Genomic DNA, 24,427 nt, shown 5'->3' on the forward strand with positions numbered 1-24,427 from the left:
TAGTATAGGCCTTTTTAAAGTCTGTGTAAAAGTGTAGAAGTTGTGGCGATAGTGTAGAACTATTCTACACTCTGCAGTGGTTAGAACGTTTAGCCTACTATTCTTTGCTGTAATGTTGCTATATCGTTTACGATGCTATCTGCACCTGCTTTTGCTAATTCTTCGCGGCTTCCATAGCCATAAAGCACTCCTATGGAGTTTAGCTCATTTTTTTTTGCCCCTTCTATATCATGTTTACGGTCTCCAATCATTACCGCCTTGCTCATGTCCTTAATCTGTTGAGAGGAAAGGGCATATCGAATAACTTCTTCTTTTGCCGAACAGGTGCCATCTAGATTGCTGCCATACACTGCCTTAAAATAGTGTCTGAGGTGGAAATGTTCCAGAATTTTCTCGGCAAAAGGAGTGGGCTTAGAAGTAGCCACGAGCAATATTTTCCCTTGTTCGCAGCATGTTTGTAGAAACATCTTCATTCCATCATATACCTCATTCTCATAAATACCTTTATCGGCAAAGTACTCTCTGTACTTATTGATGGCAATAGTCGCTTGCTCTTCTGTAAGGTGGTAATATTCCATGAATGATTCTTTTAGAGGAGGCCCGATGAATGGATAGAGTAGGGTTCTGTCCTCAACAAAAATACCGAAATGGCTCAGTGCGTATTGCACCGATTTAGTGATTCCTATGGCAGGATCGGTAATTGTTCCATCCAAATCCATCAATACATACTTTCTGTCGGTGAAGTTCATAATTTGATATCGTATAGTTTCAGTTTATTATATAACGTTTTACGGTCAACTCCGAGCATCTGCGCCGCTTTACTTTTATTGTTACTACTTTGCCTTAGGGCTTCAAGTATTCGTTCTTTTTCATTTTCCTCATTGTGGAGAGAAAGCGTAGGAGCAGATGTTGAAGTCTCCGAAAGTTCGCTAGCTAGTTCCGCAGGAGTGATGAAGTTTCCTTGTGCAAGTAGAGTCGCGCGTTTGATTACATTCTTCATCTGTCTCAGGTTTCCCGGCCAGTGATAATCTTGTAATGTCGAAGAGGCTTTGGCATCGAATCCGATAAGTTGCTTATTCAACTCCTTGTTGGCACGGTCTAGGAAGAAATTGGCAAATAGAAGGATATCTTCTTTGCGATCCTTTAGATTAGGGATACGTAGTGTAAACTCATTTATTCGGTGAAAAAGGTCTTCTCGAAAGTTTCCTGTCTCAATAGCTTCTTCAAGATTCTCGTTTGTAGCAGCTACCAAGCGTATGTCTACGGTTATTTCTTCATTAGACCCCATTGGGCGTATTTTTCGTTCCTGTAAGGCACGAAGCAATTGCACTTGCGTTTCATAACTGAGGTTACCTATTTCATCAAGGAACAGTGTTCCGCCATTGGCCGCAACAAACGCTCCATCTTTGTCGGCTATAGCTCCGGTAAAGGAACCCTTTATATGGCCAAAGAACTCGGATGCAGCCAATTCTTTGGGTATAGCGCCGCAATCAATAGCAATAAAAGGGCCTTGATTGCGTTTACTTAGCTGATGAATGCGCTGTGCTACATATTCTTTTCCTGTGCCGCTGGCACCTATGATGAGCACGGACATATTGGTTGGAGCCACTAGGCCTACATAATTATACAATTGTTTAGCTGCATCGCTCTCCCCTTCAAGAAAGTTCTGCTTGTTCTTTGTATCGGATGGTGAAGTAGGTGACTGTTCTTTCGGCGCCTTTTTATCGAGTAAAGCCTCATTGATTTTTCTGAGAAGTTCTTCCGGATTAACAGGCTTGGCAATGTAGTCTTTCGCGCCAAGTTTAATGGCCTGCACGGCCGATTGTATATCGGCATATCCGGTCATAATGATGAGCGGAGTTTTTATTTTCTTTTCTATCATCCATTGTAGCAAGTGGATCCCATCATGATCGGGCAGACGAAGATCGGATAAGATTAGATCCACGTTTTGCGTATCTATCTGCTTCTGTGCACGAGCAATGTTGCTAACGGAAGATACCTGAAATCCTTTTTTCTCCAGCCAGGTTTTTAGCATCATTCCGAATGTGATGTCATCTTCAATGATTAATATGGCTTTTGTCATTTTGTTACTTTTGATGCATTTGATGGAATCACAAAGTTAAACGGTTTTAGGCTAACTTGTATGCCAGATAGCTATTATTAAGAAGTTTTGTTGGTACAAAGCGTACTAAAGTTGTACTTTTGCATCAGTTTAAAATTTTGCTATGTTATGAAAAAGAATTTAGTATTACTATTAATTATACTGATAGGCAGTTTTACAGCATGCCGTTCAGGACAAAAGAAAGATGGAAAGATGGAAAATAAACAAGGAACTATGTTAAAGATTGAGACAAGCATGGGTGATATTATCGTGAAGTTATATGATGAAACGCCCAAGCACAGAGATAATTTCATCAAGTTAGCCAAAGAGTCTACATACGAAGGAACGTTGTTCCACCGGGTCATCAAGGACTTCATGATTCAAGCTGGAGATCCGGATTCAAAAGACGCACCTAAAGGAAAAATGCTTGGATCGGGTGATGTGGGCTATACGATTCCTGCTGAGTTTGTTTACCCAAAATATTTCCATAAAAAAGGTGTGCTCTCGGCTGCTCGTCAAGGCGATGATGTGAATCCGAAGAAAGAATCATCTGGTTGCCAATTCTATATTGTTACCGGTAAAGTGTACAGTGACTCTACTCTTCTTGGCATGGAGCAGAAGATGAATGAGGGTAAACTTACTTCTATCTTCAATGCTTTGGCACAAAAACAAATGAAGGAGATCTATAAGATGCGTAAAGCCAATGATCAGGAAGGTCTTTATCAATTGCAAGAGAAGATCTATGCACAGGCTGAGGCTGAAGCAGCTAAACAACCCGATTTTCATTTCACTCCTGAGCAAGTAAAAGCTTATACAACTGTGGGCGGAACACCTCATCTGGATAATCAATATACTGTTTTTGGCGAAGTGGTTGAAGGCATGGATGTGGTTGACAAGATTCAACAAGTGAAAACAGACCGTAGCGATCGTCCGGTAGATGACGTGAAGATAATCAAGGTTTCTGTTATCGATTAATATGTTGACGATAAACAAACATGTCTTCTCGAATGGATTGAAGTTGGTGCATTCGCAAGATACGAGCACTCAGATGGTTGCCCTCAACATTCTTTATAATGTGGGAGCGAAAGATGAAGACTCAGAACATACTGGGTTTGCGCATCTATTTGAGCATTTGATGTTTGGCGGATCAGTGAATATTGCCGACTTTGATGCTCCTTTGCAGTTAGCTGGTGGAGATAATAATGCCTGGACTAACAATGATATAACGAACTATTATCTTACGGTTCCTAAACAAAACGCTGAAATAGGCTTTTGGTTGGAATCCGATCGCATGCTTAGCCTCGATTTTAACTCAAAGAGTTTGGAAGTGCAACGGGGTGTGGTGATAGAAGAGTTCAAACAGCGTTGTCTGAATCAGCCTTATGGAGATGTCAGCCACCTGCTTAGACCCTTGGCTTACAAAGTTCATCCTTATCAGTGGCCTACTATCGGCAAAGTGCCCGAGCATGTGGCCAACGCTACATTGGATGAAGTGAAAAGTTTCTTTTTCAGTTTTTATGCACCGAACAATGCTGTGCTGGCTGTGACCGGAAATATTTCTTTTGAAGAAACGATGCGTCTGAGCGATAAGTGGTTTGCACCTATTCCTCGCAGAGAACTGCGTGAAAGGAAGTTGCCGGTTGAACCAATTCAGACTGAAGAAAGGCGATTGGTGGTAGAGCGTAATGTGCCGCTTGACTCTCTCTTTATGGCATTTCACATGCCCGACCGCTTGCATCCTGATTATTATGTTTACGATATTCTATCGGATGTGCTTAGTAACGGGCGCTCTAGTCGGCTCAATCGTAACCTTGTGCACGACAAGAAAATCTTTTCGAGCATTGATGCTTATATTGAAGGAAGTGTGGACGCAGGTTTGTTCCATCTTAGTGGCAAGCCGGCAGCCGGTGTTTCGTTGGAACAAGCTGAAGCTGCTGTTTGGGAAGAACTGGAACGCCTTAAGATAGAACAAGTAGAGATAGAAGAGTTGGAGAAGGTCAAAAACAAATTTGAATCGACTCAGATATTCGGCAATATTAATTATCTGAATGTTGCAACGAATCTAGCTTGGTTTGAAATGCTGAGTTGTGCCGAAGATATGGAAAAGGAAGTAGAGAGATACAGGTCTGTTACATCAGAACAGTTGGCTGTTGTAGCCCGGAATGCTTTTCGTCGCGAAAATTGTTCGGTACTTCATTATAATAAAATAGGATAAAACGAGATCATGGATGAGACGAGTCACCAGCTAAAAGAAAGAGGTCACTACAAAGCATTGTTATTCTTAGGGATACCTATTGTTGTTGGACAACTAGGGGTCATTCTTCTTAGCTTTGCTGACACGTTGATGATTGGTCATCATAGCACGCTTGAACTGGGTGCTTCCTCGTTTGTCAATAATGTGTTTAATCTTGGAATCATTTTTAGCACGGGCTTTTCTTATGGGCTAACCCCTGTTGTTGGTGAATTGTACGGAACACGTCAATTTGCAGCTGCGGGGCGAGCCTTAAAGGCTAGTTTACTGGCTAACTTTTTAGTAGGATTATTAGTTACGTTGATCCTTTATATTCTTTACCTGAATATAGAACATCTCGGGCAGCCGCAAGAGCTGTTGCCATTGATAAAACCCTATTATGTAGTGTTGCTCATGTCGATGGTCTTTATTATGCTCTTCAATGCTTTCAAGCAGTTTGCCGATGGAATAACAGACACGAAAACTGCTATGTGGGTATTGCTGGGTGGTAACCTAATGAATATTATCGGCAATTATTTCTTGATTTACGGAAAGTGGGGTGCGCCCGAACTTGGATTGCTTGGTGCCGGCATCAGTACCTTGGTCTCACGTATTGCAATGCTTCTGGTATTTATATGGATCTTTTTTCGGACCAATCGCTTTATGTCTTATAGAGCAGGCTTTCTCAGACTTGGTATCCTTCGAGCTAATTTTCGTCGTTTGAATGCTTTGGGCTGGCCTATCGGATTACAGATGGGCATGGAGACAGCTTCCTTTAATCTGAGTGCCATTATGATTGGGTGGATAGGAACTTATGCTCTGGCTGCGCATCAGATAATGTGCACTATTTCCACCTTTGCTTTTTTGATGTATTATGGTATGGGTGCCGCTGTTGCAGTTCGAGTAAGTCATTTTCGTGGACAAAACGATTGGGTAAATGTTCGTAAGGCAGCCTATGCAGGTTTGCGCATCATTCTGATTATGGCTTTTGTTCTCTCCGTTATCCTTTTCCTCTTTAGGAATCAGATGGGCGGATGGTTTACTGATAGTAAAGAAGTGTCGGCTATTGTCGTATCATTAATGTTGCCAATGCTACTCTATCAATTCGGCGATGGTCTTCAGATTACCTTTGCCAATGCTCTTCGAGGCATCTCGGACGTTAAACCGATGATGTGGATTGCTTTTGTCTCCTATTTTATTATATCTTTGCCAGCAGGCTATTTTTTCGGCTTCGTACTTCATTGGGGAGCGATGGGCGTTTGGATGGCTTTGCCTTTCGGTCTTACCAGTGCCGGGATAATGTTTTGGCTTAGATTCAAAATTCATGCAAAGCGTAAAGAATGAAATATTGACTAAATGGAAAATAGCCGTTGGCTATCTGCTGCTGCTGGCAGTACTTTTCTTTTCACTCATATTTATTTATAGTGAGATGAAGGGGCTTTCAGTGTCGGACACGGATCTGGACTCAAAAGCTGACAGCTTGCTTATATTACTGCGCGAAAAAGATGAGAATACAGTAGCCATGTTGCGAGTATTGAACACAGTCAATAATAGTTTGCTGTCTACCCAAGAACTCGATAAAATAATTTCCGAACAAGATTCAACGATCAATCGCCAACGTGTGCAGCATCGAATCATCACGAAGCGTGATTCAGTAATAACCCCTGCTAAAAAGAGAGGATTCTTTAAGCGTATTGCCGAAGTCTTTGCTCCATCTAAAGATACAGCTTTATTGCTAAATACTTCGTTGGAATTTAGTACAGATACCGTTTTGCAAGAGTATAACCCGGCAGATTTTCTTCATCATAAGATACGAAAGATCGCTCTGCAGAAAGAGAAAACACACAAGGCTAATAAGCTCAACACCAAGTTACTTCATCAGGCGGACAATCATTTGACTATGCGCATTGACAGCTTAATCAGGAGTTATGATGCAGAAGCAACTGTGCGAGTGATGAAAAAAGCGCAGCTTGAACAGAAAGTGAGTCAGCGTTCCATGAAAACGATTGGAGCTATTGCGGTAGGAGCTGTTTTACTTTCTGCCGTTTTCCTTATATTGATTTGGCGAGACATTGCTCGAAGTAATCGTTATCGTAAAGAACTGGAGAAAGCAAACCGGCGGGCAGCGGAACTGCTCGAGGCTCGTGAAAAGTTAATGCTCACCATTACGCACGACTTTAAAGCTCCTCTAGGTTCTATTATGGGCTATACCGATTTACTCTCTCGGCTCGTAGCCGATGAACGGCAAAAGTTTTATCTTGATAATATGAATAGTTCGTCAGGCCATTTATTGAGGCTGGTGAATGACTTGCTCGATTTTCATCGTCTCGATCTGAATAAGGCAGAAGTAAACCGCATTACATTTATTCCGGCGCAACTATTTGATGAGATTAAAATAAGTTTTCAACCTTTGGCTGAAGCAAAAGGTTTGGCTTTGCAGTATGAGGTAGCGGATGAACTGAATGAACATTTTGCGAGTGATCCCATTCGAATTCGCCAGATAGTAAATAATTTATTATCCAATGCTGTGAAGTTTACTGCAACAGGCAGCGTCAGTTTGCTGGTAAGCTATGAGAAATCGATGTTGCGCATTACTGTCTCGGACACAGGAAAGGGGATGGCTGAAGAAGATAAAGAACGGATTTTTCAGGAGTTTACTCGCCTTCCGGGGGCTCAGGGTGAAGAAGGATTTGGCCTGGGACTCTCCATCGTACACAAGTTGGTGCATTTATTAGAAGGACATATCAACGTAGACAGTACCAAAGGCAAAGGCAGCTCTTTTGTGGTGACTTTGCCTCTATTTCCGGTGGGAGGAGTGAAAAATGAAGATAAAGCAAAACTTGAGGAAGAGGTTTTGAACCAAGGAAAAGTTTTTTCGACAAAGTCCGGCCTGAAGATCTTGTTGATTGATGATGATAAAATTCAACTAGCACTCACCACTGCTATGCTAGGTCAGTACGGAATTTCAGTGACTTCTTGCGAGCAACCGGAGGAACTGACGGAACATCTTCGTAGTGAATCGTTTGATTTTCTGCTAACGGATGTGCAAATGCCTTCTATTAATGGGTTTGATTTGTTGAGGCTCCTTCGCGCATCCAACATTCCACAGGCTAGAACTATTCCGATGATTGCTGTCACGGCCCGAAGCGAGATGAATGAAGCCTATTTTAGAGATCATGGCTTTGCAAGATGCTTACACAAACCTTTTTCCATTCAAGAGTTGCTGCAAGCCATTAATTGCGATGAAGTTGTAGTGGAAGCAATGCCATCATCCCGTACCGCCCCTCACGTGGAGACCTCTTCTGCACTCAATTTCTCTTCACTTCTGATTTTCTCCGAAGATGATAAAGAGGCTGCGCATAATATTATCGAAAGTTTTATTGCTGAAACAAGTAAGAATGCTGCCACAATGGATGCTGCATTGCAGGCAAGAGATGTTGTTGCTATCTCTTCCATGGCTCACAAGATGCTTCCATTATTTACTCTTCTAGGTGCGACAGAAACAGTCTCCCTGCTTTCGTGGCTTGAAGGCAAGCGAGGAGCTACCGTTTTCTCTAAAAAAATGGAGGAGAAAGTATTATCAACGTTAAAGTTGATAGACATCGCCATTGAGCAGGCAATACTTTTTAATAAGCCATAGAGATACCGTTACTCATAATACTTCTTTTCTAACTAAATAGCGTGACAATTATTAAAAAAGTCCGATATTTGCACTGTCTAAATTTTGTAACCCCAAATGGGCTGCACTGAATATCAACAACATAAAAGGCAGCAGATTATGAATAACAATTTCGATTATAACTCCGTACCCTATGGCTATGCCCATTGCTTCAACCACCAATGTCCGAAAGCTGACAGTTGCATGCGTCACTTTGCAGCCCTCCATGCCACATTCGATGTACCCTACATCAGTATTGTAAATCCGGCTTGTATCCCTGCCGATACCTCCGCTTGTTCTTACTTTCATTTGTTCAAACGGATACGTGTGGCTTGGGGCATCTCACACCTACTTGACAATGTTCTCTACAAAGACGCTTACGTCCTGAAGAAGCAGATGCTTGCCCATTTCGGAAAGAACCTCTACTATCGCTTCTACCGTAAGGAGCGCCACATCAATCCCAGCGAGCAAGCCTTCATCCACCAGCTTCTCCTTCAGAAAGGTATTACCGAAGAACCTCGTTTCGATTCCTATACAGAAGAATACGACTGGTAAGTACATCTTGCTTACTAGGTAACGGTAGTTTCATTAGTTTTATGTGCTATAAAACTTTTGTTTTCACGCTTGGAAACCAATCGTTTCAACGTGTTAAACCTTTCGTTTCAATACGAGGAAACTTTTGGTTTATCACTAGGAAACTAATGAAAAGAAATAGTCTTGGATAACCATTTTCGTGATGTCACGAAAATGGTTAAGATTGGTAATGCGATGAAGTGAAGTATGGCGTTCGATGTATTCTTTTTATGTTTATAAAAATAGACTGTTCCATTTGATTAATTGTAATGTACTTTTTATATATTTGCGGAATACCTTGTGCCTCTTTTAAAAGTAAAAAAATGGATATATTAAAACGGCTTGAATGCACGCCATTAAGATTTCTTGTCTTAATTTTTTTGACTTTACTTTTCCGTGATACAGAGATGTTGTCTCAGACTATGAACAAGGTTCTTAGTGAAAAATCTAGTTTTGAGGTGATTGACCAAAATGGAATGAAGGGATATAAATCAGTAGAATACACTTATAAAGTCTACGGTAATACAGTTGGGGATAAATGGGTTGACTATCTAGCAAAATATAAAACAACGACTATAAAAGATCTATCATACGAAGGTCAAAATAGGACAATAGAAGTTGCCATTTGTCGACTAGATAGAATGGACTCAATCATTTATTATATTAAGCAGGATTGTGATCAGCTAGACTTATCTAGGGATAATTATAAGACTATAAAATATGGTTGCTGTGCTGACTTGACTAAAGTTGCACTTTATGATTATAACAATAGAGTGATTATTTCGGGCTCAGAGAAAATATATGAAGGATTTATCCCAAACAATAAAATAAGATTCTATTTTTCTTACCAATCGCATCCCGACACATTAACATTAGGACAAATAAATTACTCCTATAATGCAAGTGACCAGTACCATGTTGTGTTAAAAAGTAAAAGAAGTACAACACGAAGTGCTGTAGAGAATTGTCCGATGTTATATCCGGAAATAGACCTGAGTTTTTCAGGAGCAGGAAGATTTGATAAAGATGAAGAAGCGTGTCCCTTTTGGTCGTTAGAAAAAATAAAGACAATTAATGAAATAAACTTTATTCTTAAATTGAAATTTGATTGCGATTCAACAATTCGACCAATAACGATCCCTATTATCAACGGTAAACCTTTCGGGAAGGATATCGAAACGCAGATCTACAATATTGAATATGATTAGCATGTGAATAATCAATTCTTTTAGAGTGTGTTTAAATTTTCTTCAGAATAGTTTTAAAGTGTTTCCGTATCAGTTGATAGATACAGTAAATATCCCCTGATCTTTAAACTTTTTCTTTTTAGAAAACGCTTAGAGTCAGGGGATGTTCTTTTAATTAATAGAATGTAGTGCGATACTTCTATTTATATGCTGCATTCTGTTGGTCTTTCAATGCCGGATTAGCATTTATTTCATCTTGAGAAATGGGCAAAACGATCTTACCGAATGTACGGTCAATTATCTTTGTGCGTTTGCTGACAGGTACGTCTTGGAAATCATCATTAAACTCGATTGTTTTGTTTAAACGAATCATATCAAAGAAGCGTTGTCCTTCGCAGAAAAGCTCCTTGCTACGTTCTTCCAGAATCATATCGTCGGTAATGGTGCTAGCTGTGGCAAGAGTTAGCTTAGGAGCACGTTGGCGAATTTCATTTAGATAACTTGCGGCTAGATCTCTATCCGGTGTTGTGGCATGCAGAGCGGCTTCGGCAGCTATCAGATAAATTTCGGAAAGACGGATAATCTTGATATTGATAGCCGTTTCTGTTTCTTTGCCGTCACCGGGGAACGTTTTATCGGATTGGATAACACCACCCATATATTTGTAACAGGCACCTTTGCGCTCCACTTTATTATCATACCAATATTCATCATTATCCATAACTCCCCAGCGAACATCTGTTTGATCTTCGCCTAAGCGGGTCAGGTAATAATCACTTGCCAAGAAATAGCCGGAAGCTCCCGAACGTTGCTTGTATTGCATAAGATAGAAGCCTAAGGAACTGGTTCCTAGATCCGATTCATTTGGATAGATTCCTAACTCAAAGATGGACTCTGAACCAAACTGTGTGCTCCATGAAGCAGCCCATTCTGATGGGGTGTACAACTTGTATTTAGTGCTTTTGATTATTTCCTCTGCTGCACTTAATGCACCGTCGTAGTCTTCCATGTAGAGTTTAGCTCGTGCCTGAATGGCAATGTTGGCATAATATCCAATGTAACCTTTTTGTAGGGACTTGTCTGATGCCAACAGGGTCTGGCCAGCTTCTAAATCAGCAAGTATCTGCTTATAATTTTCTTCTACTGTGGAACGGGCGGGTTGTGCATCACTCTCCAATGTAGATGTTGTAATTGGCACACCGTATGAAGTTTTGTCATAATTGTAAGGAAGGCCATAAAGGCGAACTAAGTCGAAATAAATAAGTGCCCGCAATGTTAAAGCTTGTCCTTTGTAATAATCAAATCCGGTAGTCCCTGCTGTCTCTAACTTTTCGATGTTTTCAAGCAAGCTGTTAATTTGCATGATGCAGTTATAACCTATAGTCCAGAAACCTGAAAAGTTGCCGCTGGTAGCGGAGTGGTTGAATGAGTATAGTCCGTCCAGACCACGGCCGGCAGAGTAAATAGTCAGATCGCCACCTTTGGCGTCACCATACATGAAAAAATTACGCCCGTAATAACTGGATGAAGTCATGGAACTCATGATTCCGTTTATCACTACTTTTGCATCACTAGGTGTAGCAATGGCATCTTTTGCATTGCCCGAATTGCCGGGTTGCATATTCAGAAAGTCATCACAAGACGACAGTGTTAATGCACTGAGAATCACAAATACGATTGAATATATGGAATGTTTCATTTTATTGTCCTCCTCCTAATTAAAATTTCAATTCAATACCGAATACAAATGTTTTTCCTATTGGGGTTTCCCAACCACGTGTGCCATATTGGTTCACTTCCGGGTCAGCTTCCTTATATTTAGATAGGGTCCAGAGGTTACTTGCATTGAAAAATACACGAGTATCGCTGATCATTACTTTGCGAAGGAGATCCTTAGGCAGAGTATAGCCCAATGACAAGCTCTTTAGGCGTAGAAAGCTGGCGTCACACAAATGACGGGAACTGTATTGCATCGCGTCTATCAGATCGTTTCCATCCAGTTTCGGCTGTGTGCCATTAGGGTTGTTCTCCGTCCACATATTCTTATAATAGCTCTTGGCACGGGTACGCTCCCAGTAGTAACCATCGTCGGCCACGTCTTTGTAAGCGCCGTCATACAATTTGCCACCTAGTTTATAAATGAAATTCAGACTTAAGTCAATGCCTTTATAAGAAACATTTGTATTGAAACCACCGCTTACGGTAGGCATAGCGTCACCAAGAATTTTGTAGTTGGCTTTGCTATAATCGTAAGTCGCTCCTCGTCCATTGTAGTCAAAATCACCAGTCTTAGAGTTGGTTGCATCATTTACGTAATAGACGCTTTTTCCATTGGCTTTGTCAACGCCCGCCCACTCGTAGCCATAAAAAGCTAAGGTGGATTCGCCTTCACGATAAATATATTGTGCACGTCCATCGCTACCTGTGGGGTCTTTCCATACGATGTCCGCTCCATTATAGAGTTTCGTCACTTTTGATTTGATGAAAGCTGCATTAAGAGATGCATTCCAATTCCAACCACTTTTGTTGTGAATAATATCTCCGGACAATTCAACTTCTATGCCTTTGTTGTTGATTTGGCCAATATTACTCAAGGTAGAACTGAAGCCGATAACACTGGAAATAGGCTTGTCTTGCAACAGGTCTTTGGAGTCACGGTTAAAGTATTCTACTGTTCCTCTTAAACGTTGGTCGAACAAGCCAAAATCCAAACCGATATTTGTTGTATAGCTTGTCTCCCAAGAGAGATTTTTACTGGCAATTGTATTCAGCGTTCCACCGGGATTTCCCATATATTTAGCAGTATAGCTCATTAGGCTCATGTAACCATAATTGCTACTGGGCAATGTACCGTTCACACCGTAAGAGGTGCGTAGGCGCAGATCGCTGATGACAGGGTTGTCCTTCAGGAATGCTTCATTGGAAAGTCTCCATGAACCGGCGACAGACCAGAAGTTTCCCCATCTGGAATCCGGGTCTAGGCGTGATGATCCATCACGACGAAATGAAGCTGAAGCGTAGTAACGTTGGTTATAGTTGTAATCTAACTTTGAGAGGACAGAAACCATCGAGTTGCCCCAATTATATCCTGCTGAAGATTGTGTACCTGCGGTAGAAACGGTGTGTATCCCACTTGTAGCCAGATTATCACCAGTGGCACGTACATAATCGGAGGTATTCTTTTCTGCTTCAAAACCAACTAACGCTCCAAGGGTGTGAGCACCGAATGTAACGTTATAATTGGCGGTAGTGGAAGATACCATTTTTTCGTAAGTAGTGCGCATCTCGCTTACTGTTCCGTTCTTAGCCGAGCCATTATAATGGTTGGCGCTGTAATAGATGTGATCTTTCACAGCAGTATTGTCATAAGAAAAAATGGAACGTACATCTAAGCCCGGAAGTAGATGCAAGGTTAGCGTCTCGGTGGCAGAAAGGCGAGTGTTGATGGATTTATTTTCCCATTCTTTATTGTAATAAAGTCCGTTATAGGCATAGCTACCATAACGCGTTGTCCACTCAGCGCCTGTTTTATAATCAGTAGGCCAGTAAAGTCCCCACAATAGGTTGCGGGTCTGCAGATAGTAATTGTCGCCTGTGCTACGTGTATCATTATAGCCTTCTTTTGTCGTTCTTGCCACATTTACATTGGTTGCAAATTCGAAGAATTTGCCTACTTTCTGAGAAAGGTTTACACGTCCGGATATTCGATCGAAGTTGTTCACCTTTAAGCGTCCTTCATCTTTGGTATAAGAGAGAGAACTATAATAATTGGTGGTAGGGGTAGCTCCACTCACCGAAAGGTCATAGGTTGTATATACTGCCGTACGGAAATAAGCATCATCCCAATTATAATATTTACCGGCACGTCCGGAATTATCATAGTCGGAGATGGCAACATTCTCGTAAAGGCCTGTTCCGGCAGTACTGAAGGAATAACCGTGTTTATTGAACTTTTTATTTAGCTGGCTTAAGGCGTATGTATTGGCAGCCGCTTCGGTATACCCATTAGAAGTGCGATAATCATGGAATACCATATAGAGCATGTCTACCTGTTCTTGTGTACTGGCTGGCTCGTAATTGTCTGTAGCCCAACTTGGGGTAAAGCCTATCGAAGACTTAAGTCCCACTACAGGCTTTCCTTCTTTCCCTTTTTTCGTTGTGATAAGAATAACGCCATTGGCGGCACGCGAGCCATAAAGTGAAGAGGCGGCGGCATCTTTCAACACGGAAATGGACTCAATGTCTCCGGGATTAAGTGAGCTCATCACGTTGTTGGTAGTATTAGTATAATCGCCCATTTGGCCGACATCACCCGAAACAACAGGCACACCATCTACAACATAGAGTGGCTCATTACTCGCATTCATTGAGCCGTTACCACGGATACGAACGCTTGGAGCCGAACCTGTCTGACCAGAAGAATTAGTGATTTGTAAACCTGCAACTTTGCCGTTTAGTGCATTTTCAAAACTTGTTGTGGGTAAATCTTTGATTGCATCAGCTTTTACCAATGAGGCAGAGCCTGAATAGCTACTTTTTTTTGCAGTGCCATAAGCTACAACCATAACTTCATCCAACATCTCGGAATCAGATTTTAGTACCACTTTCATTCCGGGCTTGATGGAAACTTCTGCCGATTTCATACCTACATAAGATACTTTTAGCATCTTAGCTGTGTTTGGTACGTTCGGGATTGTAAATTTACCATCTAAATCGGTTATCGTACCGAGCGAGGTGCCTTTTACCAAGATTGATGCTCCCACAATCGGCTCGTTGTCATCTTCGGAAAAGACTGTTCCTGAAACCGTTGACTTCTGAGCCATTACCATACCTGTGCTCATCAAAAGACAGACTATCCATAGCAAGATTTTCTCTTTCATACGCTTTGCTTTTATCTTAAGTTTAACTTACTGAAACGAATATTAATAATTCTGGTTGCGCAAAGATATGCATCTTTTTCAAAAAGAAAGTGTTTTGACTATAAAATGTGTTATTTTACTTCTTTAATGTTTATTTATGCAATAAAACGATATTTGTATGGCGATTATGGTGGATGTATGGTGTGCCTGTGAGCTGGTTTAGACTTCTTTTAAATAAACGGCACATTGACATAAAATGCCTGTTCAATAGGCATTTTATGCATTGAAATAATATAGACTAAAATCGTAACGAATACTTATTGAGCGAGAAGTTTACTTTTTCTTTATTGGGTTATATTAGGCTTTGTAGGAACTAATGTTTTTCCCCATTGATTAAGGGTTTCAATAACCGGTATGACCGATTCTCCCATCGGAGTTAGTTTGTATTCTACTTTTGGAGGTACTGTGGGGTAAATAATGCGCTCTACCAGTCCTGTTTGTTCAAGTTCTCTAACGGTTTGAGTAAACATCTTATTGGAAATACCTTTTAAACTTCTTTGAAGATCTCCAGATCGCATTGTCCCTTCTTTGAGATGAAACAGTACAATTGGTTTCCATTTACCGCCAATCATATCCATTACTAACTCTAAGGAACAAAAATATTCTTTTCCTTTAAATAAATATTTATCTATAATTCCTTTATCAATCATGATTTACTCTTTTAGGTTACTATACTACTTTTTGGTAGGTACTTGTATTAATGATATTAATATCTCAATTTTGCAGTAACAAAGTAATTAAAAATAAAGGAGAAAAAGAAATGAAAGTAGTAGCGATCAACGGAAGTCCTCATAAAAGGGGGAATACCTATCACGCATTGGCTGAGGTTGGAAAGCAATTGCAAGAGAATGGAATTGATTTTGAAATTATCCATGTAGGCAATCAAATGATCAGAGGCTGTATAGCATGTGGCGGCTGTGCTAAGAACAAAGATGAAAAATGTGTGATGGCAACTGATTCTGTTAATGATTGTATTCAGCAAATGAAGGCGGCTGATGGAATTATTTTAGCATCTCCGGTTTTTTATGCTGGCATTCCAGGGACAATGAAAAGTTTTCTGGATAGGGCATTCTATGTATCCTCAAGCAATGGAAACTTATTCCGTCACAAGGTTGGTGCGGCTGTTATTGCTGTCCGTCGTACAGGTGGTTCTTCCACTTTTGATAGTATGAATCATTATCTTAATTACTCGGAGATGATTCTTGCTACTTCCAATTATTGGAACATTATACATGGAAGAACAGCAGGTGAGGTTCTGCAAGATGCTGAAGGAGTGCAAATTATGCAGGTGTTAGGGCGAAATATGGCTTGGCTACTTGAAATGCGGGAGCAGACTAAAGAGTCTGTTGTAGCCCCAAATTCAGTCTCTAAAACATATACAAACTTTGTTCGATAAATTTTGAGGAATGCTGTTTAAGTTGTAACCTTATACTTTAAACAGCATTCCTCCTATGTTATCTATCGAGGCTCCGGTTACTGAAGCGAGGCAACTCGATTCGTCGCACATGTACAAGGTACCTAGAAAAGCAAATATCAACGCTTCTTTGTATTCAATAATTTGCTTGTTGGGAATTACTATTTCACAAGGGCATAGTGCCTGAATACGTTCTACTAGAAATAGATTGAAAGCACCTCCTCCGGTAATAAGTAGCTTTCCACCCTTTACTATTCTTGAAATCTGAAAGGCGGCATGTTCGTAGAATGTGCGAAGCATATCTTCTAAGGGCAGGTTGTGTTGCTCGAGTATAGGATAAACTAATGCTTCTACCCATTCGCGACCAAGTGATTTAGGTCCGTCCTGATGATAAAACTGCATGGAGTTAAGTTCATTGAGCAGCGTTTGGTGAATGTTTCCTTTGCGGGCTATCTCTCCGTCACGATCGAATTCTAAGCCTATTTGGCGACAGTAATGGTTAATCACATAGTTCACAGGACTGATGTCGAATGCGATGCGGGTTTTGTTTTTCTCGAATGAGATATTTGAGAAACCTCCAATGTTGAGGCAATAGTCATAGTCGGCAAAGAGCAAGCGGTCGCCTATAGGAACGAGCGGTGCACCTTGTCCACCAAGCATTATGTCGAGGCGGCGGAAGTCAGAAACGGTAGAGATTCGGGTTTCGGCAGCAATGGCGGCACCATCACCAATTTGAAACATAATTTTCTTTTTCGGCTCGTGAAAGATGGTATGCCCATGAGAAGCTATAATATCCGGCTTTACCTTGAACTCAGTCATAAACTCGTTGACGCGTTCGCCTAGAAACTTTCCGTAGGTACTATGAAAAGTGATGAATTCCAAAGCATTCATCTGTTGCGCCCCTGTTCCCAATTTTTGTTTTAGCTCTTCGGGGTAGGAGTATCCTTTGGCAGCATCAATGTTGAAGTTCCATTTCTTTTCCTTTCTGCTAAAGGTGCAGCAGCACACATCCAACCCATCCAGAGAGGTGCCGGACATTAGTCCGATAGCTTGTATTGATTCGTTTTTCATACAATTTCTTCCTTTCTATTTGCTTTTTCTTAATTCCGAAGACAAAATTGCAATAAAGTTTCTCTTTACCCAAGAAAATCTGTCTTTGTTTTATACAAACAAAAAGGCCGACGTAATTATACGTTATATTAATTAATGACGTATATTTGCGACATAATAAAGAAACAAAGAATATGGTGCAAGCAAAGAATCAACTATTTGAAATTGAACTCCAGGCTAGTGCAGAGTTATTTAAGGCGCTGGCTCATCCGGCTCGTTTGGCTATTCTTAAGTACTTGGCAGAAACCAAAACTTGTATAACCGGTGATTTTACAGATGAATTACCTCTAAGTAGAACTACGGTTAGTCAGCACTTGATGGAGTTAAAAAATGCAGAGTTAGTGAAATGTCACTCAGAAGGTGCGAAAACCTTCTATTGTTTGAACATAGAGAAGATACAGGAGTTTAAGAAATTGTTAGATGTATTTATGGGTGAGATTAGTAACCCTAAGAATTGTTGTGAACGAATTAAATAGATTATAGTATGAAAGTTTTAATATTGTGTACAGGTAATAGTTGCCGTAGCCAGATGGCTCATGGTTTTTTGCAATCTTTTGATAAAACGTTGGAAGTTTATTCTGCCGGAACGGAGATAGCGAAGCAGGTGAATCCTTTGGCTGTTAAGGCTATGAAAGAGGTTGAAATAGATATTAGTGGCCATACTCCCACGAGTGTAACTGAATATTTGGACCAAGAATGGGATTATGTGATCACCGTTTGTGGTGGTGCAAAAGAAAATTGTCCAATGTTTACGGGCAAAGTAAGTAAGATGCTGCATATCGGGTTTGATGATCCATCGCATGCAGAAGGTTCGCCGGAGTTTATCTGGAGCGAGTTTGAACGTGTTAGAGATGAAATAAAAGAAGGTTTCTTTAATTTTTATCAATTAGAAATTCAATTTTCGCAACCTTCGGACACCTGTTGTGGCAGAGGGTGTTGTTCTTAATTGGATGATTAAACTTTAGTGTAAATGAAAAAGTTAGCTTTTTTAGATCGTTACCTGACGTTGTGGATCTTTGCTGCAATGTTTATTGGAGTAGCCATCGGATATCTTTATCCCGGAGTTGCGGGTTTTTGGGCTCAATTTGAATCCGGTACTACGAATGTTCCTTTGGCTATCGGACTTATATTAATGATGTATCCACCTTTAGCCAAAGTGAAGTATGAAGAATTGGGCAAAGTCTTCACCGATAGAAAGATTCTGACGATATCACTTGTCTTAAATTGGATTGTTGGACCTATATTAATGTTTATACTGGGCATTGTCTTTCTTCACAATTATCCCGAATATATGTATGGGCTGATAATGATTGGTCTTGCTCGTTGCATTGCAATGGTACTTGTCTGGAATGATTTAGCCAAAGGAAGTACAGAGTATGCTGCTGGCCTGGTTGCTTTTAATAGTATTTTCCAGGTTCTGTTTTTTTCAGTTTATGCATACTTGTTCTTGTCGGTTTTCCCTGCTTGGCTAGGCCTGCCAATAACTCAGGATGTTAGTAGCATTACTATGGGGACAATAGCACAGAGTGTTTTCATCTATTTGGGCATTCCTTTTATTGCAGGATTCCTGAGTCAGTTCATTCTTGTTAGAGCCAAAGGTAAAGATTGGTATTATAATAAGTTTATTCCAAAGATTAGTCCAATGACATTAATTGCCCTGCTCTTTACTATTGTTGTAATGTTCTCATACAAAGGGGAGTATATAGTGAAGCTTCCGTATGATGTGTTGCTCATAGCCATACCACTTATCATCTACTTTGGAATTATGTTCTTTTTCTCTTTCTGGCTTATGCGGAAGATAGGAACAGGTTATGCTAAGACAACCTCTGTTGCTTTCACAGCATCCGGGAATAATTTCGAGTTAGCTATAGCGGTTTCTATAGCTGTTTTTGGTATTAACTCGGGAGTTGCTTTTGCTGCCGTTATTGGTCCGTTAGTCGAAGTTCCTGCTTTGATTCTATTAGTAAAATATGCACTGCGGCATCAGAATAAATTCAAAAGTAATTAAGAATTTGATAATGATAATAAAGCGGCTGCCCTTAATGCAAAGAGCAGCCGCTTTTATTAATATCTTACTTAAGACTTAACCTTGATAAGCCAAATGGAACTCTACTACTGCTTCAATACCTTTACGGAAAATATCCAGAGGAAGGTTCTCGTTGGGTGAGTGAATGGCGTTTGATTCTAAGCCAAAACCCATCAATATGGTTTTGAGTCCTAATACTTGTTCGAAGGTAGAGATAATAGGAATACTTCCTCCACGGCGAACAGCCAAAGGCCTTTTTCCGAAAGCGATTTCAAATCCTTTCTGTGCTGCTTGATAAGCCGGCAATGAAATAGGGCATACATATCCTTGTCCGCCATGCATCGGAGTCACTTTTACTTGCACACTTTCAGGGGCAATACTATGGATATATTTGGTAAACAGATCCGAAATCTTATGATGATCTTGATGAGCTACTAAGCGGCAAGATACTTTGGCGTAAGCTTTGGAGGGTAATACTGTTTTAGAACCTTCACCCGTGTATCCACCCCAAATGCCACATACATCAAAGGAGGGGCGACAGCTATTACGCTCTAAGGTAGAATATCCTTTCTCGCCGAAGAGTGCCTTAACGCCGATGGCTGTTTTGTACTTCTCCTCGTCAAAGGGGATGTGTGCAATCATCTCTCGTTCTGCTTGCGGAACCTCTTCTACATCGTCATAGAAGCTGGGTATTGTAATGCGCCCATCAGCATCTACCACGCTGCTAATCATTCCGCAAAGGGTATTGATTGGGTTAGCTACTGCTCCACCAAAATGGCCTGAGTGCAGATCACGGTTAGGTCCCGTTACTTCAATCTCCCAATAAGCCAGTCCACGAAGTCCTGTAGTGAGTGATGGCAGGTCGGCACCCAGCATGCTTGTGTCGCTTACCAAGATAATATCAGCTTTCAGTAACTCCTTGTGTTCCTCGCAAAAAGCCTCTAAGCTAGGCGAACCAATTTCTTCTTCACCCTCAAAGATGAATTTCACATTATTCTTTAGCAAGTCATTCTTCACTAGGTATTCGAAAGCTTTCACCTGAATGAATGATTGTCCTTTGTCATCGTCGGCGCCACGAGCCCAGATGTGCTCGTCTCTGATTTCCGGCTCAAAAGGTTGGCTTTTCCAAAGATCCAACGGTTCGGCAGGCATCACATCATAGTGCGCATAGATAAGTACCGTTTTGGCTTCCGGACTCACCTGCTTCTGTGCAAATACTATTGGATTACCTGTTGAAGGCATAACCATCGCTTCATCTGCTCCGGCTTCCAATAGCAACTGCTTCCATCGTTGTGCACAAGCCATCATGTCATCTTTATGTTCAGGTAGTGCACTAATGCTGGGGATGCGGATGAGGCTAAACAGATCATCCATTATTTTTGCTTCGTTCTCTTGTATATAGGTTTGTATTTTACTCATTGCGTCTATTTCGGTAGAATAATTATAATTGTGTAGTTCTATCTATCAGATAGAAATCGAGGATGGTCAATGCTGCCATGGCTTCAACGATGGGCACTGCCCGAGGCAAAACACAAGGATCATGTCGACCTTTGGCTTTGAGTGTAGTATCAATTCCGTCAACATTCACAGTATGCTGTTCCATCAATACGGTAGCTACCGGTTTGAAAGCAACTCGGAAGAAGATGTCTTGACCATTACTGATACCTCCTTGCATACCTCCCGAGTGGTTGGTGCGCGTATCAATCATGCCATCATTATTGAAGAATACATCATTTTGTTCAGAACCTTTTTGCTTCAATCCTTTGAATCCGTCACCGTATTCAAAAGCTTTAGCAGCATTGATGCTCATCATGGCATTGGCTAGTGCTGCGTGCAACTTGCCGAAAACAGGTTGTCCTAAACCGATAGGGCATCCTTTAATTACACAAGTAACCACACCACCTATCGTGTCTCCTTCTCCTTTTATCTTAGATATTAGCTCTTGCATCTCTTGAGCTTTCTCTTGGTCGGGGCATCTCACCGGATTATCCTCAATAGTATCCAGATCATAATCCTTATAGTCCTTTTCTAATTTGATAGGTCCCACTTGCGAAGTGAATGCAGTAATGTGAATGCCTAGTTGGTTTAATGCTAGTTTTGCCAGAGCACCACTCACTACGCGTGATATTGTTTCGCGTGCAGAAGAACGTCCGCCTCCACGATGGTCACGAATACCATATTTCACGTTGTAGGTATAGTCAGCATGCGAGGGACGATAAAGTTCCTTCATGTTATCATAATCATTGGAGTGTTGATTCTGATTCCAAACAATGAAACCGATGGGACATCCTGTTGATTTCCCTTCGAAGATTCCGGAAAGAAACTCCACCTCATCTGTCTCCTTGCGAGAGGTTGTAATGGCAGACTGTCCCGGACGACGTCGGTTAAGTTCTTTTTGCACAAAATCCATGTCGATACGGATACCTGCCGGAAATCCATCAATGACTCCACCTATACCTTTACCGTGTGATTCGCCGAAACTGGTTAATCTGAGAATATTACCAAATGAATTAAACATGATTGCTGCTGTTTTAATGGTTATCTATGCAAATATAACAAACTTTTCGGCAATTGGGTCGGTGGATTTTTAGGAATAAACCAAAACTTTTAGTTTTTATAAACTTTATTGCACTTCGATTATTTCTTTTAAAGGAATAAAAAGAAGAAATGCAACATTTCACCCCCTATAATAAAACATCTCATAACTGTGTAAACAAAGTATTTGTTCTACTTTTATCCCATCCTTAAACAACGATATTTTAAATAAATGCTATGAATCGGAAAATAATAAAAGTTCTTTTACTCCTTGTCTGTCTACCTTTGCAGATGAGTGCTCAAATGCTAACCAATGGAGCTACGCCTTACCTTATGAATCAGGCGAAAGACATGAGTTCGGATTTTGCTGATTTTACCAATCTATTTTTCTTTGCCGACAAGCTCTCTAGTTTTGATCCTGCAACTGCGCAAGGTACCATTGAGTGGAGGCGTAAAACCCTTTATACCCGTCAGGCATTCAATGCCAATACTGTATTGCCACAAGATTTGCAAATGCTCGATTTCCCTGCTTCGGCTTATGAGAATAACCCTCAATTAAAATTCACAATAGACTTTATCACTCCTCGTACATTACGCATTCGTATGCTTACCACTCCGGTGGAGCCAAAAGAGGCTTCTTCACTGATGTTGGTGAAAGCACCCGGAAGCGATGCGAGTTGGAAGTACACAGCCTTGAAAGGAGCACATCAATATAAAAGTGCTTTTGGTAGCATTATTATTGAGGAGAATCCATGGCGCATCATCTTACTGGATGCGAATGGTCGACGTCTTACTGATACGTGGCGCTGGGCTGACAATGACTCCACGCAGGTAAAGAGCTTGCCGTTCAATTTCATTAAACGGGGTGCTGACAATTCACGGAGCATCAATCCGGTGTTTAGCCTTTCTCCGGGAGAGAAAATTATGGGCTGTGGGGAGTCGTTTACTTCTTTAAATAAAGTAGGGCAGAAGGTGAACTTGTTTGTTAGTGATCCGCAAGGACCTGAAACGGACCAGATGTACAAACCTATCCCATTCTTTTTAAGTAGCCGTGGTTATGGCATGTTTATGCACACTTCGGCTCCTGTGACCTGTGACTTTGGTTCTACTTATATTGGTCTCAATAAGCTATTTATGGCTGATGAAGCGTTGGATCTATTTGTGTTCTTTGGAGAGCCGAAAGAGATATTGAATGAATATACCGATCTAACCGGAAAATCGCCTATGCCTCCGCTATGGAGCTTTGGTACCTGGATGAGTCGGATAACTTATTTTAGTGAGAAAGAAGGATATGATGTGGCAAAGAATCTGAGGAAATATAAGATTCCTGCTGACGTGATTCATTTTGATACCGGATGGTTCGAAACCGATTGGCAATGCGACTATGTGTTTGCTCCCAGCCGTTTCTCTAATCCGCAAAAGATGGTAAAAGACTTGCTAGCAGATGGTTTTCACATCTCTCTGTGGCAGCTGACTTATTTTACCCCGAAAAATAAATATTTTCGAGAGATTATAGATAAAGGTTTAGAGGTGAAGAATGCCAATGGCGGACTTCCCTATGAAGATGCGGTGCTCGACTTCTCGAATCCGCAAACCGTCAGCTGGTATCAAGAAAAGTTGTCAGGATTGCTTTCGATGGGTGTTGGCGCAATTAAAGTGGACTTCGGCGAAGCAGCACCGCTTAACGGTTTTTATGCATCAGGTAAAGGTGGTTTGTATGAACACAATCTCTATCCTTTGCGCTACAACAAAGCCGTGGCCGATATTACGAAACAGATTAAGGGGGAAAACATCATTTGGGCTCGCAGCGCTTGGGCTGGTTCACAACGTTATCCGTTACATTGGGGTGGTGATGCTGCAAATACCAATATAGGTATGCTTGGCACTATTCGAGGTGGTCTTTCTCTGGGATTGAGCGGCTTTAGCTTTTGGAGTCATGATATAGGTGGCTTTGTGCAAAAATCTCCCGAGGAGCTTTATCGACGTTGGTTACCGTTTGGTTTCCTCACTTCACACAGTAGGGCACACGGTGCACCTCCCAAAGAACCATGGCTATATAACGAATCTTTCGTGAAGGCTTTTCGTGAAAGTGCTGAGATGAAGTATAAATTGATGCCTTATGTATATGCGCAAGCCAAGCAGTGTACAGAACAAGGGCTACCGATGGTGCGCGCCCTTTGCATTGAGTTTCCGAACGATCCTGCTGTCTGGAGCGTAGAAGATGAATATATGTTTGGACATGACATCTTGGTAGCCCCTATGTTGGAGCAAGGCACCAAACGAAGCGTATACCTTCCGGGTGGCAAATGGATTGATTATCAAAATAATAAAGTCTATTCTTCCGGTTGGAATACTCTTGAGGCCGGTCATATACCTGCTGTGATATTAGTGAGAGATGGTGCTGTAATTCCACACATTGCTCTGGCACAAAGTACCGACAAAATGGATTGGTCAAAAATTGATCTTAAGGTTTATGCTGCCGATACTAACAAGGCAGAAGGACTCTTGTGTTTGCCTTCGGACAATTTATTGAAGACAGTTTGCTTGAAGAAAGTTGCTGATAAATGGTTGGTAGAGGAGAATCCTTTGAAAGGAAAATCAGAGTTGAATGTTTCTCGCTAATTGTTACAAGTAAAATTGAAACATCAAAGTTAAAGTCGTTTTTCATTACAAA

At 41.1% G+C, this 24,427-nt stretch carries 19 protein-coding genes; 11 read left to right on the forward strand and 8 right to left on the reverse strand.

Annotated features, from left to right (window positions below; translation table 11 throughout):
* Positions 1-89: 89 nt before the first annotated feature.
* Both BQ5338_RS00110 and BQ5338_RS00115 read right to left on the reverse strand, forming a co-directional pair.
* A complete protein-coding gene (locus BQ5338_RS00110) occupies positions 90-749 on the reverse strand; it encodes an HAD family hydrolase (RefSeq protein ID WP_071144803.1) in 660 nt (219 codons plus the stop codon).
* Positions 746-2,083: a sigma-54-dependent transcriptional regulator gene (locus tag BQ5338_RS00115; RefSeq protein ID WP_071144804.1), complete on the reverse strand. Its 1,338-nt coding sequence runs from the start codon at positions 2,081-2,083 to the stop codon at positions 746-748. The genes BQ5338_RS00110 and BQ5338_RS00115 overlap by 4 nt, the downstream gene beginning before the upstream one ends.
* A gap of 147 nt (positions 2,084-2,230) precedes the next feature.
* Between BQ5338_RS00115 and BQ5338_RS00120 the strand changes: the two genes are divergently transcribed.
* The 6 genes from BQ5338_RS00120 (at position 2,231) to BQ5338_RS00145 (ending at position 9,770) form a co-directional block, all read left to right on the forward strand.
* Positions 2,231-3,076, forward strand: a complete 846-nt coding sequence (locus BQ5338_RS00120; protein ID WP_071144805.1) for a peptidylprolyl isomerase — start codon at positions 2,231-2,233, stop codon at positions 3,074-3,076.
* Between the two features lies 1 nt (position 3,077).
* Entirely contained in the window at positions 3,078-4,316 is a 1,239-nt protein-coding gene (locus BQ5338_RS00125; RefSeq protein ID WP_071144806.1) for a M16 family metallopeptidase, read from the forward strand.
* Between the two features lie 9 nt (positions 4,317-4,325).
* Complete coding sequence (locus tag BQ5338_RS00130; protein ID WP_071144807.1) at positions 4,326-5,675, forward strand: MATE family efflux transporter; 1,350 nt, start codon at positions 4,326-4,328, stop codon at positions 5,673-5,675.
* Positions 5,656-7,971 (forward strand): ATP-binding response regulator, encoded by a 2,316-nt coding sequence (locus BQ5338_RS00135; RefSeq protein ID WP_071144808.1) that lies wholly within the window; start codon positions 5,656-5,658, stop codon positions 7,969-7,971. The genes BQ5338_RS00130 and BQ5338_RS00135 overlap by 20 nt, the downstream gene beginning before the upstream one ends.
* A 138-nt stretch (positions 7,972-8,109) precedes the next feature.
* Positions 8,110-8,544: a DUF6078 family protein gene (locus tag BQ5338_RS00140; RefSeq protein WP_071144854.1), complete on the forward strand. Its 435-nt coding sequence runs from the start codon at positions 8,110-8,112 to the stop codon at positions 8,542-8,544.
* 341 nt (positions 8,545-8,885) lie between these two features.
* A complete protein-coding gene (locus BQ5338_RS00145) occupies positions 8,886-9,770 on the forward strand; it encodes a hypothetical protein (protein ID WP_071144809.1) in 885 nt (294 codons plus the stop codon).
* A 178-nt stretch (positions 9,771-9,948) separates the two neighbouring features.
* On the opposite strand, the gene BQ5338_RS00150 is transcribed toward BQ5338_RS00145, so the two are convergent.
* The 3 genes from BQ5338_RS00150 to BQ5338_RS00160 form a co-directional block, all read right to left on the reverse strand.
* Entirely contained in the window at positions 9,949-11,448 is a 1,500-nt protein-coding gene (locus tag BQ5338_RS00150; protein WP_071144810.1) for a RagB/SusD family nutrient uptake outer membrane protein, read from the reverse strand.
* A 19-nt stretch (positions 11,449-11,467) separates the two neighbouring features.
* Positions 11,468-14,629, reverse strand: coding sequence for a SusC/RagA family TonB-linked outer membrane protein (locus BQ5338_RS00155; protein ID WP_071144811.1), 3,162 nt, complete (start codon positions 14,627-14,629; stop codon positions 11,468-11,470).
* Between the two features lie 323 nt (positions 14,630-14,952).
* Positions 14,953-15,318: a winged helix-turn-helix transcriptional regulator gene (locus BQ5338_RS00160; RefSeq protein WP_071144812.1), complete on the reverse strand. Its 366-nt coding sequence runs from the start codon at positions 15,316-15,318 to the stop codon at positions 14,953-14,955.
* A gap of 110 nt (positions 15,319-15,428) precedes the next feature.
* Between BQ5338_RS00160 and BQ5338_RS00165 the strand changes: the two genes are divergently transcribed.
* Positions 15,429-16,064: a flavodoxin family protein gene (locus BQ5338_RS00165; RefSeq protein ID WP_071144855.1), complete on the forward strand. Its 636-nt coding sequence runs from the start codon at positions 15,429-15,431 to the stop codon at positions 16,062-16,064.
* A 30-nt stretch (positions 16,065-16,094) separates the two neighbouring features.
* On the opposite strand, the gene BQ5338_RS00170 is transcribed toward BQ5338_RS00165, so the two are convergent.
* Positions 16,095-17,153, reverse strand: coding sequence for an anhydro-N-acetylmuramic acid kinase (locus BQ5338_RS00170; protein WP_071144813.1), 1,059 nt, complete (start codon positions 17,151-17,153; stop codon positions 16,095-16,097).
* A 173-nt stretch (positions 17,154-17,326) separates the two neighbouring features.
* Between BQ5338_RS00170 and BQ5338_RS00175 the strand changes: the two genes are divergently transcribed.
* The 3 genes from BQ5338_RS00175 to arsB are packed head-to-tail and all read left to right on the forward strand — an operon-like array spanning position 17,327 to position 19,200.
* Positions 17,327-17,668, forward strand: coding sequence for an ArsR/SmtB family transcription factor (locus BQ5338_RS00175; RefSeq protein ID WP_071144814.1), 342 nt, complete (start codon positions 17,327-17,329; stop codon positions 17,666-17,668).
* A gap of 8 nt (positions 17,669-17,676) precedes the next feature.
* The gene (locus tag BQ5338_RS00180) at positions 17,677-18,138 is read left to right on the forward strand and encodes an arsenate reductase ArsC (RefSeq protein WP_078063335.1); all 462 of its coding nucleotides are present in this window, start codon (positions 17,677-17,679) and stop codon (positions 18,136-18,138) included.
* A 24-nt stretch (positions 18,139-18,162) separates the two neighbouring features.
* The gene (arsB, locus tag BQ5338_RS00185) at positions 18,163-19,200 is read left to right on the forward strand and encodes an ACR3 family arsenite efflux transporter (RefSeq protein ID WP_071144816.1); all 1,038 of its coding nucleotides are present in this window, start codon (positions 18,163-18,165) and stop codon (positions 19,198-19,200) included.
* Positions 19,201-19,275: 75 nt separating this feature from the next.
* Here the strand turns inward: arsB and BQ5338_RS00190 are convergent, their stop codons facing one another.
* Positions 19,276-20,637 (reverse strand): dipeptidase, encoded by a 1,362-nt coding sequence (locus BQ5338_RS00190; RefSeq protein ID WP_071144817.1) that lies wholly within the window; start codon positions 20,635-20,637, stop codon positions 19,276-19,278.
* Positions 20,638-20,659: 22 nt separating this feature from the next.
* On the reverse strand, positions 20,660-21,736 hold the full coding sequence (gene aroC / locus BQ5338_RS00195) for a chorismate synthase (RefSeq protein WP_071144818.1): 1,077 nt from the start codon (positions 21,734-21,736) through the stop codon (positions 20,660-20,662).
* Positions 21,737-21,990: 254 nt separating this feature from the next.
* Between aroC and BQ5338_RS00200 the strand changes: the two genes are divergently transcribed.
* A complete protein-coding gene (locus tag BQ5338_RS00200) occupies positions 21,991-24,375 on the forward strand; it encodes a glycoside hydrolase family 31 protein (protein WP_071144819.1) in 2,385 nt (794 codons plus the stop codon).
* Positions 24,376-24,427 lie beyond the last annotated feature (52 nt).

The sequence above is a fragment of the Bacteroides ihuae genome (assembly GCF_900104585.1).
GTDB classification, from domain to species: domain Bacteria; phylum Bacteroidota; class Bacteroidia; order Bacteroidales; family Bacteroidaceae; genus Bacteroides; species Bacteroides ihuae.

Coding starts and splice junctions, on each gene's coding strand:
- BQ5338_RS00110 (WP_071144803.1), bottom strand. CDS start 749: ATGAACTTCACCGACAGAAAGTATGTATTGATGGATTTGGATGGAACA.
- BQ5338_RS00115 (WP_071144804.1), bottom strand. CDS start 2,083: ATGACAAAAGCCATATTAATCATTGAAGATGACATCACATTCGGAATG.
- BQ5338_RS00120 (WP_071144805.1), top strand. CDS start 2,231: ATGAAAAAGAATTTAGTATTACTATTAATTATACTGATAGGCAGTTTT.
- BQ5338_RS00125 (WP_071144806.1), top strand. CDS start 3,078: ATGTTGACGATAAACAAACATGTCTTCTCGAATGGATTGAAGTTGGTG.
- BQ5338_RS00130 (WP_071144807.1), top strand. CDS start 4,326: ATGGATGAGACGAGTCACCAGCTAAAAGAAAGAGGTCACTACAAAGCA.
- BQ5338_RS00135 (WP_071144808.1), top strand. CDS start 5,656: ATGCAAAGCGTAAAGAATGAAATATTGACTAAATGGAAAATAGCCGTT.
- BQ5338_RS00140 (WP_071144854.1), top strand. CDS start 8,110: ATGAATAACAATTTCGATTATAACTCCGTACCCTATGGCTATGCCCAT.
- BQ5338_RS00145 (WP_071144809.1), top strand. CDS start 8,886: ATGGATATATTAAAACGGCTTGAATGCACGCCATTAAGATTTCTTGTC.
- BQ5338_RS00150 (WP_071144810.1), bottom strand. CDS start 11,448: ATGAAACATTCCATATATTCAATCGTATTTGTGATTCTCAGTGCATTA.
- BQ5338_RS00155 (WP_071144811.1), bottom strand. CDS start 14,629: ATGAAAGAGAAAATCTTGCTATGGATAGTCTGTCTTTTGATGAGCACA.
- BQ5338_RS00160 (WP_071144812.1), bottom strand. CDS start 15,318: ATGATTGATAAAGGAATTATAGATAAATATTTATTTAAAGGAAAAGAA.
- BQ5338_RS00165 (WP_071144855.1), top strand. CDS start 15,429: ATGAAAGTAGTAGCGATCAACGGAAGTCCTCATAAAAGGGGGAATACC.
- BQ5338_RS00170 (WP_071144813.1), bottom strand. CDS start 17,153: ATGAAAAACGAATCAATACAAGCTATCGGACTAATGTCCGGCACCTCT.
- BQ5338_RS00175 (WP_071144814.1), top strand. CDS start 17,327: ATGGTGCAAGCAAAGAATCAACTATTTGAAATTGAACTCCAGGCTAGT.
- BQ5338_RS00180 (WP_078063335.1), top strand. CDS start 17,677: ATGAAAGTTTTAATATTGTGTACAGGTAATAGTTGCCGTAGCCAGATG.
- arsB (WP_071144816.1), top strand. CDS start 18,163: ATGAAAAAGTTAGCTTTTTTAGATCGTTACCTGACGTTGTGGATCTTT.
- BQ5338_RS00190 (WP_071144817.1), bottom strand. CDS start 20,637: ATGAGTAAAATACAAACCTATATACAAGAGAACGAAGCAAAAATAATG.
- aroC (WP_071144818.1), bottom strand. CDS start 21,736: ATGTTTAATTCATTTGGTAATATTCTCAGATTAACCAGTTTCGGCGAA.
- BQ5338_RS00200 (WP_071144819.1), top strand. CDS start 21,991: ATGAATCGGAAAATAATAAAAGTTCTTTTACTCCTTGTCTGTCTACCT.